We start from the raw sequence: 12,422 nt of genomic DNA, 5'->3' as shown, positions 1-12,422 counted from the left end.
GTAATTAAAAAAAGATCAGGAAAATGCGAATGACAATGAGAACCGTTGTTGGCATGGCGCAGACGCAATCACGCCTCCTTACAGTACGTATAGCCGTCGCTTTGACGCTCGCGTTGCTTATATCCCCCACGGCAAATGCTTTAGTCATCGACGGTAGGGATTGGCGGCAGGTAAGTGAGACGGTGGGCGTTTCCTGGAGTCAAGTAGCTGGCGCATGCAAAGAAAATACTGGCGTCTGCAAAGGTAGTATCGGCAACGTACTATTCGATGGATGGACCTGGGCGTCAGTGGACGACATAAGAGTACTATTCGATCGCCTGATATTTCCCCAAACGGTCGAATTTCCAACACTTGATAGTAGCTGGGGTGAATTCTTTGGCGGCAACATTGATGCGTTGATAGATGAATCGATGTTTGTCAACACCTACCATCACTCGCCCGGAATTGCCGAGGGTGTATACGGATTGAGTAGATCCCTGTATCTCGATGGCGATGGAACAGCCCATCCGCTTCGCCCGTATCTCGAAAACTATTTTCTTGAGGGAGCAGGAGATTCCGCCAGTCTTTTGAGTTTCGCGGGGAAAGAGGCGACAGCCGACTGGATGGGAGTGTGGCTGTATAAATCCGCCTTCCTTGTTCCAGAGCCGAACTCCTTCTCCTTGATACTGGCGTCCTTTGCGGCACTCCTCATTGTTGCTCGAAACCGTCGCCGGGGATCCCTTCTGAGCGTAGCAAGCGCACGTTGAGCAGGGCCGACGGCGAAGCAGGCATAGTTCTCATGATGTTTTACTAACCTTCTCGTAAGTATTGTCATGCTATGAGACAATACGCGGGTGAAATGCAAACGGAACTCGGACGGTCGCGCGATCGACCACCACTCGCTGCAGGTGATGCGCCAACAGGCGATCAAGGCGGTTTGCGAGGGGCAGACGGCGAAAGCTTGGCCGGACCAGGCGTTCCCCGACAATCGGCTCCTCGCCTCGGCCACCGTCGATCGGCTGCGTCACAACGCCTATTGCCTGACGCTCGACGGGGTCTCGTACCGCGCCCCGCGACACGCTCCAAACCGGGCCAAAACAGCCCTTGCCGGTATCTCGAAAAACTGAATCGCACCGGGTTTCGCGGAGGCCGTTTTGTTTGAGTCAGGCGGCGATCGTCCTCGTTCAGGTTGCGGTAATAGTTTGCCTCGGCTTCGGCGGGAGGAATGTACCCGATTGGCTCAAGCAAGCGGTGGTGGTTGATGTCATCGACCGGCACATTGAAGCCAGTTGATGATCGGCACATTGAGGCCAGGGCGTGATCGGCATATTGGAGCCAGTCACGGATCGGCACATAGGCGCCAGCGCCGGATCGGCGTAATGGAGCCAGCGTTGTTCTGACGGACGTCTCGACCTTGAGCGGTCCATCGCTACCCTGCCGGGTTTTGGTTTGGCAGGAGGGAGCCGGTGGCCCGCAGGAGCATCGAGATGTACGAGTACCGCCAGGCCCTGATGCGCATGCGTCAGGGCGACTCCGAGCGCGAGATCGCGCGCGCGAAACTGATGGGACGGGCGAAGGCGGCCCGTTTCCGGGAGTTGGCCGCCGCCCGCGGCTGGCTCGATCCGGCGCAGCCGGTGCCGGAGGACGCCGAGATCGCCGCGGCGATCGGCCGGCCGCGCCTGCCGGTGACCGCGCAGTCGTCGATTGGCGCCTACCGGCCGCTCATCGAGCAGTGGTTGGCGCAGGGCGTGTCGGGCGTGGTGATCCACGCCACCCTCAAACGCGAGCACGGTTTCACCGGGCACTATTCCAGCGTGCGCCGGCTCATTGCCGCGATCGAGCGCGAGCGCCCGCCGGAAGCGACCGTGCGCTTGTCGTTCGCGCCGGGCGAAGCGGCGCAGGTCGATTTCGGCGCCGGCCCGCAGCTCGTGGATCCGGCCACGGGCGAGCTGCGCCGCACGTGGGCCTTCGTGATGACGCTGTGTTTCTCGCGGCACCAGTACGTCGAGTTCGTGTGGGATCAGAGCGTGCGCACCTGGCTCGGCTGCCATCGGCGCGCCTTCGAGTGGTTCGGCGCGGTGCCCGCTCGCCTCATCATCGACAACGCCAAGTGCGCGATCACCAAGGCGTGCGCGCACGACCCCGAGGTGCAGCGCGCCTACGCCGAATGCGCCGAAGGCTACGGCTTTCGGATCGACGCCTGCCCGCCCCAGGATCCGCAGAAGAAGGGGATCGTGGAGGCGGGCGTCAAATACGTGAAGGGCAACTTCCTGCCCACGCGCAGCTTCCGCGATCTGGCCGATCTGAACGCCCAGGCGCGCGATTGGGTGTTGCAGGAAGCGGGGCTGCGCATTCACGGCACGACGCGGGTGCAGCCGCTCGCGAGCTTCGCCGTCGAGCGCAGCGTGCTGCGGCCGCTGCCGGCGGTGCCGCCGGATCTGGGCACCTGGCACCAGGTGGCGGTGCATCGCGACTGTCACGTCAGCTTCGAGCGCGCGCTGTACTCCGTGCCGTTCGCCCTGGTCGGCAAACGCCTGTGGCTGCGGGCGACCGACACCGTCGTCACGGTCTATCAGGACTTCAAACCGGTCGCCACCCACGCCCGCGCCCGTCGTCCCGGCGAGCGGCGCACCGTCACCGACCATCTGCCGCCCGCCGCCCAGCGCTTCTTCGCGCACGACCGCAGCTGGTGTCTGCAGCAGGCCGCGGAGATCGGCGAGGCGTGCGCCCGGCTCATCGGGCGGCTGCTCACCGACCGCATCAGTGAGCGGCTACGCGCCGCCCAAGGCGTGCTGCAGTTGAAGAGCCGCTACGGCGCGGCGCGCCTGGAGGCCGCCTGCGCGCGTGCGCTCGACCACGACAGCCCGCATTACCGCACCGTCAAGACCATCCTCGCCGGCGGCCACGACCTGCAGCCGCTCACCGCGGTCAGCACCGAACCCTATGCCGACCGCGCCCGCTTCGCTCGTGCCACCGCGGCGCTCTTCGCTGACGAATCCCCCTCGCTTCACTGACCGGGCGCACGCCCATCTCACCCAAGGAGTCTCTCACCATGAATCCCGCCACCGAACTGGCGCCGCAGCTCAAGCAGTTACGCCTTTCCGGCATCCTCGACTCGCTCGAGGCCCGCAACCGCCAGGCCATTGACGCGAAGCTCGCCTACACGGAATTTCTCGCGCTACTGATCCAGGACGAGGTCGCGCGGCGCGAGCAGAAGAAGTTCGCCACGCGGCTGCGCCGCGCGGCGTTTCGCGCGACCAAGACCCTCGAAGGCTTCGAGTTCGACCGGCTGCCCTCGACCAACCGCGCGCTGGTGCATGATCTGGCCACGGGGCGCTACATCGACGAGCGCGCCCCGGTGCTCATCGTCGGCCCCTGCGGCACCGGCAAGAGCCATCTCGCGCAGGCGCTCGGCCACTGCGCGGTGCGCCAGGGTCACGACGTCGTCTTCGCGTCCTGCTCGCAGTTGCTCGCGAGCCTCAATGCGGCGCGGGCTACCGGAGCCTATGAACGGAAGCTCCAGCAACTGGCGCGCGTGCCGGTCCTCATCATCGATGACTTCGGGCTGAAACCGCTGCGTTCGCCCGCCGACGAAGACCTGCATGACCTGATCGCCGAACGTTACGAGCAGGCCGCCACCGTCGTCACCAGCAACCTCGACTTCACCGAGTGGGACCAGGCCTTCCCGGGTAACCGCCTACTTGCTTCCGCCACCGTCGATCGCCTGCGTCACAACGCCTACTGCCTGACGCTCGACGGGGCTTCCTACCGCTCGCCCCGACACGGTCCAAACAAGGCCAAAACAGCCCTTGCCAGCACCCCGAAAAACAACGAATCTTGAACCCCCGCAGACGTTCGTCAGAGCCCCTTCCAGCTGGCTCCTATATGCCGATCATCGGTGGCTCTATTGTGCCGGTCAGTGACAGTTGAACCATGAGACCCATTCGAGGGTGGCCAACTCGACCGCTTCAACGCTTTTCCATGGGCCACGCCGATGAATGACTTCTGCCTTGTACAGCCCGTTGATCGTCTCGGGCAGGGCATTGTCGTAGCTGTCCCCGCGGCTGCCGACCGACGGCTCGATGTCCGCCTCACTCAGTCGCTCACTGTAGCGGATCGACACGTACTGCGAGCCGGGATCGCTATGATGAATCAAAGCGTTGCGCTCGGGTTGGCGCGCCCACAGAGCCTGCTCCAGAGCGTCGAGCACGAATTCGGTGTGCATGGATCGGCTGACGCGCCAGCCCACGATGAAGCGGGCGAAGACGTCGATGACGAAGGCCACGTACACAAAACCCTGCCAACTCGAGACATACGTGAAGTCAGAGACCCAGAGCTGGTTCGGGCGCGGCGCAGCGAACTGCCGATTGACGCGATCGAGCGGACAAGGTGCAGCAGGATCGGGCCGGGTGGTCCGAACCGCCTTGCCACGCCTGGCACCGCGCAGCCCTTGGGCACGCATCAGCCGCTCCACGGTGCAGCGCGCGACCTCGAGGCCTTCGCGCTGCAGCTGCCGCCACACTTTGCGCGCTTCATACACCTGCAGATTCGCCTGCCAGACCCGCTCGATGTGGCCCGCCAGCACCTCGTCACGACGGGTTCGCGACGAGCGCAAGGCCGGATCGCGCCGGCGCGCCACGGCGCGTCGATAAGCGGACGGGGCAACCTGCAGTACCCTGCAGATCGGCTCGATCCCGAAGCGCTCGCGGTGCGTGTCGAGGAAGCCGTTCATCACTTGTTGCGGCGGTCGAGCTCCGCCTGCGCGAAATACGCGCTGGCCAGGCGCAGGATCTCGTTGGCTTTCTTCAGCTCGCGCACCTCGCGCTCGAGCTCCTTGAGGCGGGCCGCCTCCGCGGTCGTGACCCCGTCACGCTGCACAGTGTCCCGCTCATGCTGGCGAACCCAACGGCGCAGCGTTTCCGCCGTGCAGCCAATCTTTGCTGCGATCGAGACGATCGCCGCCCACTGGGATTCGTACTGGTCTTTGGCCTCGAACACCATGCGCACGGCGCGCTCGACCACCTCGGAGGAGAACTTCGTTGATCTCTTCATGGCTCCCTCTTCTCAAGAGTTGGAGCCTCCGCGAAACCCGGGGCGATTCAGACAGATTTCGCGAAGTGAGTTTTTTACAGTTTCAAAATGATTCCAACGCTGGAGCCCACTATCTAGAAGGGAGACGCCTTGACCAACATTGACGAAGAAAAAAGAACACAGCTCGCGGAACTCGCGACCAAATATTCGGCGTCAGGATTGTTCCACGTTGCAAGAGGGATTGCATCTGGTTTTGAGGCGCGCTCGTACAAAGACATTTTTGACACAAACGAAGCAAAAGACTACAAAAATCTGGCTACTCGCATTGAAAATCTAACCAATCTCCACAACCACTACACATCCGAGGCAAAACTAGGTCGCTCCATCATTAGCTTAAACAAAGAGATAGTCCTTGGGTCAATCGCAATCGGCGCCGCGGCCGGCGGACCCGTAGGAGCTACGGCAGCGATTGCACTGGTAACGGTTACGGCTGCGACCGAAGCGCTGTTTGATTACACTTTATCTGCGATAGATCAAGATTCAAAAGCGAAGTGTGAGAAGTTTGTTGGTCTACAATTCAGATTACTTCGAGACCAGTACAACGCTGATCTTAATGCCCTTGAACAGCGATTCAAAAACGGCTCAAGAAATGAAAAGGTCGCGGTGATTGGCGAGATTCTCGATAAAGACCGAGGGATCTTTGCCAATGTGGATTTGGCGAAAATCCCAGACGAGGCGAGGCCCCAGTTTCAGCACTACATGTCCAGTTTGCTCGAAGACAAGCTCAATTCACATATCCGCTTCTCCCAGCTTGCTGACGACGCGCTACAAACGCAAATCGACGACGTAAAGGGTGACGTCGAGAATATTAGTGCTAACGTCCAAATCATCCAACGCCTAGCTCTAAAAAACCACCAAGATATTCGGCAAATACAAGGCGACCTGGTCGCCATAAAGGACGATCTTAAAGAGATAACGATAGATTTCGGTGGCAGGCTCGGCAATCTAGAAAACGACGTCACATTCATCAATCAGTATCTATTTTCAACGATGAACCCCGAGGACCAGCTTGCGTTCCTCAAGCGTCAGCAGCTAATGGGGATGGACGAAGAGGAGCGGGTCGCGCTCACGAAGCGCTTAGAAGCTGTTCAGAACAAAAAGAACTTCCTCGATAATACAAAAAAATACCTGAACGCTGCTGCGACTACTATGCAGATCGTCAACGATCTGAGCACCGTGGTCAAGATCGACCCGAAACTTTTGAATGACCTAAGGAAGCGCTGATTAAATCGAAACCGTTCGGGCTGAGCCTGTCGAAGCCCTTGTTGTTGCAGGGAATGCCCTTCGACAAGCTCAGGGCGAACGGAATAAATCAGCGCTTCCCTAAACTCCGCGGTAAAAATAGGTCAAACCGCGTTCACTGCGTTCACCGCATTTTCTACAGGCGACTTTCTTGGCGGTATAGCGGCAATTACCGGAGCGCTATTCGAAGGCAAAGATATCGCTACTCAACGTCACGAACAAATCATGGAGCGCCTCGATATGGTGCTCCAAAACCAACAGATCATTATTGATCAGTTAACCGAAATACGTAAGGAGCTCCGCGAAATGCAGCGGATGCAAATCCAAACGCTCGAGGTGCTCGTGGAGTTCGTTAAGCAGTTTCAGTCCGCTCACCTGCAGAATCTACGCGAACTCCACGAAATTCAGTTGTTGGTGACCGTTGCTGTTAACTGGTCAAGCGAGCAATCCATGAGACCGATTGAAAATCTCGCCGAATTTTTGGAACTCAGAAGGAACTATGGTTTTGCAAACAATCGTTTTAATGACTTTGCCCACTTTCGCGCGCACTTTAACGAGCTAAATGAGTATTATCATTTAGGGATGCAGAACTCCGTCAACGTATTGATGGATTACTCGTTGAATCAAGTTTTTAAAGCTTACAACTACGCTCACCAGAACCAGTCGCCGTATTTGGATCTACTGAGGCCGGACTTCCTTGAGACGGACGGGCCGAAAGACGAGAAGGTAGACCTAACAAAAGATGCGGGGATGTACTTCTGGACGATAATGTTGAAGGATCAATGTGCACGCCGTTGGAAGCAGGCCCATCCTGAATCAGTTCCAGCTAAAGTGCACATTGGATTGCTGCAAGCAATGCATCCATGTGCGTTGGTAAGAGACACAAACATCAGAGCTACTACCTATTCCTACAATGAGGCGACGATTTCATCTGCCGATGCGGCAGAGCTGCAATGGGTATATCGAAACCTGGAAAATGTGGTCGAATGGAACGCGGCGAAGAAGATCGCTGAACCCATTATCGACTCTCACTTTTATTCTCAGCTCGTGGTTGATCGCAAGATCCCCCCGCTCGATGAGATCCTAAATCAAAGAAACGGCGAAGTGCCGGGACGAATAGGTCGTGTCGCCCTAGGCTATTGCCGCCGCCTTCTTAACTTGTGTATCACACAGGAGTCGATTTTCGCTGGGGAAGGAATTGTTCCTCTCCTCCTACATGACTTCGTAAATAGCTCACGACGTGGGCCGTATCACATCACTTTTCACCTTCTTCAATTCAACGCATTGCTTGCGTCAAACTGGTCAAGGTATGCCGTTCGGCAGTGTCTGGCTGCAGCGGCAATCAACCCTCGGATCTACGAAATCGCCGTTCGCGACTGGAAAAACCCTTCCATTCTTCGTCGATTTCTATCGAAAGCTCTGATTCTTGATTATTCATCAGCGCAAGGCGCGCAACCGAACTTCGTCGAGAAGGCTATGCCTTGGCGCATTGATTGGGCGTACGAAGGAGAGTACGTTGTTCGGGCACCGGGATTTGCCGAAACACGCAAGAAGCTGAAGGACATAACACCGAACGAACTCCGATATACTGTTTTACCAGATAATGTCTTGCAAACGATTCACGACCATTGGCAAATCGTCATTGACATCGATGGCGACGTGAACAGTCTTGGCCGTTCCTTAACCCTCCCCCTTCCATCGGCGGCTGAGGCGGTCGACGACCTCGGATATTACAGACCGTCATCCAATTTGCAGGAGATGATCGCTCTTCGTGATCGCATTGACCTTGAACTCGCCGATTATGATCTTTGTGATGCCCTTGCGCGCGAGTCAAGCAGAAAGCGGGTCGAATATTCTAAGACAATGGGGGAATGTGTTATTTTCAATAGCGCATTTAGTCCCGCATAAGGCTCCGATATAGAAAAACAGAATGCGCTCCTGTCTTGCGCCGACCGACATCATACTCCAGGCGTTTCATTGGAATTTGGTAAAGACTTCCGGGACCGGAACGCTTCGAGGTTCAGATAAATCATGGTACATGATACTGACTGGCTTTGCGCAGCATATAGCCGAGTTGGGGTTTACGGTTATCTATCTTCCTCCTCCATGGATAGACCGTTCCACTTGGGAGAACGGAGACGACTATGGTGGAGGCGAAGGCTACTTCTGGTCTGACTTTGACCTGAACAGCTTTTATGGAACCGAAGAAGAACTTCGAACGTTGGTTGAACAGTGTCACCAAGTCGGTATTAAGGTGATTGTAGATATAGTCACGAATCATCGTGACTATAAGCGAATGACCAGAGACATCTGGGATTACCCCGGGGAATCTTGGAGAGCTTGTCCTCAAAAGCAATCAAGAGCAAAGATTTTTCTTGCTGGCGACGCGGATATCGATCATAGCTGTTTTCGCGTTCAATCATGCTTTATCCACAACTTGAATAGGCTCGTGGTTGAATGCAACGTTGATGGTTTTCGTTGGGACCAGATCTACGGAATGGATCCAGATCTTTTTAATCAATGGATTACAAACCTTCAAAAGGCCGAAATAATTTCGATTGGTGAATACTGGCCCCGACTTGAAAAAGATATTCGATGCGGTCCACTTGAAGATTTTGACCCTTTAGTCGAGCGCTATGGGGTCGATCCTATCGACCGAGTTATCGGCTGGGCTTCAGATACTAGTTCACACGTGCTGGACTATCGGTTTAAGGAAATGGTTCAACGTCATGACGTTCAATATCTTGACTACGGACTAAATACGGTTAACGTCGAGTGGATTCGGAAGTCGATGGTAACGTTTGTGGAGAACCACGATACAGGAATGTCCCCCCTTTGTCGTGTTGGGCGCATGGGGCAGATGCGTTGGCCATGTTCCGAACAACACAAGCCTTTTGCTTACACGTTTATGTTATGCGGACCTGGCGTGCCAATGGTTTATTGGCCGGACCTTTTCGATTTCGGGCATTATCACTTAATCGCCCAACTCTTAAGAATAAGAAAAAACTACGGAGTTGCGGCGGACTGTAAATGGTGCGCCTCATCTAGAGGCCCCAACAGGTTATCGGGGACCATTCTTGATTCAGACGATCACCCAATTTTTGAATTGGGTTTTGGAGAATTGGCGAGCTCAAATTTAGAGCGGAAGAATATTCTTGATTCGGCCAGCCTAATCAGGATTGCAACATTTTGACAGTCTTCTAAGAGGAAAAAATCAATGCCAATGACCGTGCCTAAGTTTCGATATCATACAACTACTCGAGAAGTTCAACTTCCTTCAGGAGGAGGGGTGAGAACTGAGACAACATCTCAGGCTATTCCAGATGGTGAGTACGTTATCTACGTGGCTGGAGAAATCGATGCTCTGCTGCGCGACGTTGCGACCGACTTGACGGAGGCGGTGGCAGAGTCGAAGAAAGATATGGTGGTTTTGAAATCAGAACTCCTCGCTGAGTTCAACACCGCACTAAAGGATGCACAGGCGGACATTCTTCGGAAAGTTGAGGAAATGATCAAGAAACATTCAGCCGGTACATAGCACGGGGGAACATCGCTTATAACCGGGCAAGTCGCGTTCCTCTTAAGAATCTATCCGTAAATTATATTGACGTTGAGCGGCACCTTGCGAAAGGCGATGATGGCAGTGGCCAGATGATTGAGGGCGAGGAAGCTGCGTTCGAGTTTCTCGTAGCGCACGAGCAGTTTGCGAAAGCGGTTGAACCAGCTGTGGCAGACCTCGACCACCCAGCGCCTGGCCTTCTTTTTCGGATTGCGACGTTTCATGTCGGCTTCCTTGCGGCGATTGACCATATGAGGGTGCCTCGAAAAACCTCATTTTTCGAAATTGCAGGCACGATAAATCAACGACTTACAAAGGCGATTTCGACGAAATCGCTGGTTATTCGAGGCGCCCATGAGGGATATAGCCGTGCGCCTCGATGGTTTGACGGTTCTCCGCACCTGCGATATCCAGCATCGGCACACAGGTGCTTGTGTCGCCGCCGCGGCGGGTTCTTGCGCTTGATCATGATGGCGCTGAGCACCTCTACGAGCCGCTTGCCATCATTGACGTTGGCCCCGGTCACGATGAGCGACAACGGGACGCCACGGCCGTCGACGAGCAGATGACGTTTGCTCCCCTTTTTTCCCCCGATCCGTCGGGTTGGGCCCGACGGCTTATTGTGCAGAGGCGCTTTCATCATCGCCCCATCCACGCTTTGCCAGCGCCAGGCAATGCCTTCCATCTCGTCGTACTCGGCCAGCCCAGCCTGCCACAGCGCTTCGAACAGCCCCGCCTTCTCCTATTCGAGAAAGCGCTTGTGCACCGCGCTGGCGCTGCCGAATCGCTCCTTGGGCAAGGCCTTCCATTGGCAGCCCGTGCGCAGCACATACACAATGGCTTCGAACACCAGTCGTGGCGGCTTGGGCGGGCGCCCAGCCCCCGGTCTGCGCACGTACCGCTTGCCCGGAGGGGGCGCGCGTGGCGGAATCAGTGGCTCCACACGCGCCCAGAACGCATCGGTCACCTCCCACGATTGAACTCGCCCGGTCATACCCTCTCCCCAACACCGCGGCAACTGCGGCTTCAGGGAGAGTATATCTATTTACGGATAAGTTCTAAGCTGAAGGACGTAGGCTCACCTTCTCGATCGCGATGCGTCGTGCATCAGGATGTTGAAGATTGATGATGACGGTCCGCGAATCCGATAAACTGCGAGACGGAACGAGAAGCAATGCGGACTCCGTCTCACTGAACCAACGATGAGCCAGTTTGTGGATGCCGCCGTGTGCGCCTGCCTCGACAGAAGTCGCAACGCGCACTTTCACGGAGTCGAGTGACGCGCGAAGCAGGACGTGACGAGTCCAATCTCGTGCGTGTACCTGGTCGTGAAACGACGGCGCGATGAAGCCCTCGAGGATCGCCTGCAGCAGATGTTCGGCCGCCAATGCCACGGGCGTGCCTTGCGGCAGCCAGAAGGTGTCGTGCGAAAGCGGTCCCTGGAAGGGTCGCGCAAGATGGCGTGTCGGCACGATTCGCCAGAACACCGCCTTTCCGACGGTCAGCCACGCACTTGCTGACGGCCCAAAACTCGAGCCGTCATAAGGCGCCAGGACAAGGCGGCCGCGCTCTTCTGTCGTCGAACCGGGTGAGCCGCCAAACGCGATGAGATCCTCAGACAGTCTGACGCCAGACTGGGCGACCGCGTCAAGATAAGGCGCCGCATACTCGTAGGCAGCATCAATTTTCGGCGCCCAATACTGGATCACGCCATCGATGGCGGGCACGATCACAGCAACGCCGATCAGCATGCCGCCGACGGACCTCCACATCCATTCCTCGTAGCCAAACGCCTGTGCGGTGCGCAGCAGAAACGACGAGGTCTCGGCGAGCTCCTGTGGGTTCGGCAGCTCATGGCGTATCGGCACGCTGTCTGGCAATCGGTACTTGTTACGGATCTCTTGATCGGAGGGTGGCACCGGTTCCCCAAGCACGCACAGACAGATCACGTTATAGCCCTGATCTCGGCAATTGTCGTGGAGCAGGGCCGGCAACAAAAAGGGGTCTCGGATCGGAGCGGCGGGCAACCCCTGGGGATTATTGGGTTCCTCCTGACAGATGTCCGACTCGAAAATTTCTTCTGCCAAGCAACTCCTCGATGCCGGCCGACCTGCTCAGGAGGTGGCCGAGCATCTGGGTGTCACGCTGCTTCTTCATAGCGCGGGCTTTCGGGAGGCAGAGCCCTTTCATCTGTACATCGGCGATGTGTTTCCAGACCCGAAGGACTCGTCTCGTGCCAAAGTGCATATCCGTCATCCGAGTCAGGGAGCCGCACCGGCTGACTGGGTGCGCGAGGCGCCCCGACGTTCGAACGCGAGAACCGTGCAACCTATCTGGCACACTCGTTCGGATTGCCTCCCCGCACCGATATACTCGACGTGCGCTCGGCCGGGTGGAAAGGCTGGTGCTTGCGTCGGTAGTCCTTGATGACGTCGGGGGTGTTGAACTTGAGGATAGGGCCGCGGGGCAGCTCAAACGTACGGCAAAATAAATGGTACTGCATCCACCACAGGAACCTGCAGCGGTGGAGAGGATTGGCGGAACCGTCGAG

Annotated in this window: 9 protein-coding genes, 4 pseudogenes and 1 other annotated feature; of the genes and pseudogenes, 9 read left to right on the top strand and 4 right to left on the bottom strand. The window is 57.0% G+C overall.

Going from position 1 to position 12,422, the window contains the following annotated elements; genetic code table 11:
• The first annotated feature begins 29 nt into the window (after window positions 1-29).
• The 5 genes and pseudogenes from PA01_18295 (at window position 30) to istB (ending at window position 3,820) form a co-directional block, all read left to right on the top strand.
• Entirely contained in the window at window positions 30-746 is a 717-nt protein-coding gene (locus PA01_18295) for a hypothetical protein (GenBank protein KAI5913734.1), read from the top strand.
• 87 nt (window positions 747-833) lie between these two features.
• Window positions 834-941: pseudogene (locus tag PA01_18290) on the top strand (IS630 family transposase).
• A pseudogene (locus PA01_18285) lies at window positions 942-1,106 on the top strand (ATP-binding protein).
• A gap of 360 nt (window positions 1,107-1,466) precedes the next feature.
• Window positions 1,467-2,993, top strand: a complete 1,527-nt coding sequence (gene istA / locus PA01_00160) for an IS21 family transposase (GenBank protein KON82508.1) — start codon at window positions 1,467-1,469, stop codon at window positions 2,991-2,993.
• 38 nt (window positions 2,994-3,031) lie between these two features.
• Window positions 3,032-3,820, top strand: coding sequence for an IS21-like element helper ATPase IstB (gene istB, locus PA01_00155; GenBank protein KON82507.1), 789 nt, complete (start codon window positions 3,032-3,034; stop codon window positions 3,818-3,820).
• Window positions 3,821-3,895: 75 nt separating this feature from the next.
• On the opposite strand, the gene PA01_00150 is transcribed toward istB, so the two are convergent.
• A protein-coding gene (locus PA01_00150) for an IS3 family transposase (protein KON82506.2) occupies window positions 3,896-5,031 on the bottom strand; the annotation gives its coding sequence in 2 pieces (ribosomal slippage) (window positions 3,896-4,749 and window positions 4,749-5,031; 1,137 coding nt in all).
• Window positions 4,637-4,753: a sequence feature (AL1L pseudoknot), on the bottom strand. It overlaps the preceding gene by 117 nt.
• A gap of 129 nt (window positions 5,032-5,160) precedes the next feature.
• On the opposite strand from PA01_00150, the gene PA01_18280 reads away from it, so the two are divergent.
• From PA01_18280 to PA01_00130, 4 genes are all read left to right on the top strand, one after another.
• Entirely contained in the window at window positions 5,161-6,294 is a 1,134-nt protein-coding gene (locus tag PA01_18280) for a hypothetical protein (GenBank protein KON82505.2), read from the top strand.
• Window positions 6,295-6,537: 243 nt separating this feature from the next.
• A complete protein-coding gene (locus PA01_00135) occupies window positions 6,538-8,220 on the top strand; it encodes a hypothetical protein (GenBank protein KON82504.1) in 1,683 nt (560 codons plus the stop codon).
• 130 nt (window positions 8,221-8,350) lie between these two features.
• Window positions 8,351-9,505 (top strand): alpha-amylase family glycosyl hydrolase, encoded by a 1,155-nt coding sequence (locus PA01_18275; GenBank protein ID KAI5913733.1) that lies wholly within the window; start codon window positions 8,351-8,353, stop codon window positions 9,503-9,505.
• A gap of 24 nt (window positions 9,506-9,529) precedes the next feature.
• Window positions 9,530-9,850, top strand: a complete 321-nt coding sequence (locus PA01_00130; protein KON82503.2) for a hypothetical protein — start codon at window positions 9,530-9,532, stop codon at window positions 9,848-9,850.
• Window positions 9,851-9,900: 50 nt separating this feature from the next.
• Here PA01_00130 and PA01_00125 read toward each other — a convergent pair.
• From PA01_00125 to PA01_00115, 3 genes and pseudogenes are all read right to left on the bottom strand, one after another.
• Window positions 9,901-10,125: pseudogene (locus PA01_00125) on the bottom strand (transposase).
• A 121-nt stretch (window positions 10,126-10,246) separates the two neighbouring features.
• A pseudogene (locus PA01_00120) lies at window positions 10,247-10,865 on the bottom strand (IS5 family transposase).
• 64 nt (window positions 10,866-10,929) lie between these two features.
• Complete coding sequence (locus PA01_00115; protein KON82501.1) at window positions 10,930-11,958, bottom strand: RES family NAD+ phosphorylase; 1,029 nt, start codon at window positions 11,956-11,958, stop codon at window positions 10,930-10,932.
• Window positions 11,959-12,422 lie beyond the last annotated feature (464 nt).

Source organism: Azoarcus sp. PA01 (genome assembly GCA_001274695.2).
GTDB lineage: Bacteria > Pseudomonadota > Gammaproteobacteria > Burkholderiales > Rhodocyclaceae > Aromatoleum.
The sequence above is the reverse complement of the archived record's forward strand: the minus strand, read 5'-3'. Positions and strand labels throughout refer to the sequence as shown.

Coding starts and splice junctions, on each gene's coding strand:
- PA01_18295 (KAI5913734.1), top strand. CDS start 30: ATGACAATGAGAACCGTTGTTGGCATGGCGCAGACGCAATCACGCCTC.
- istA (KON82508.1), top strand. CDS start 1,467: ATGTACGAGTACCGCCAGGCCCTGATGCGCATGCGTCAGGGCGACTCC.
- istB (KON82507.1), top strand. CDS start 3,032: ATGAATCCCGCCACCGAACTGGCGCCGCAGCTCAAGCAGTTACGCCTT.
- PA01_00135 (KON82504.1), top strand. CDS start 6,538: ATGGAGCGCCTCGATATGGTGCTCCAAAACCAACAGATCATTATTGAT.
- PA01_18275 (KAI5913733.1), top strand. CDS start 8,351: ATGATACTGACTGGCTTTGCGCAGCATATAGCCGAGTTGGGGTTTACG.
- PA01_00130 (KON82503.2), top strand. CDS start 9,530: ATGCCAATGACCGTGCCTAAGTTTCGATATCATACAACTACTCGAGAA.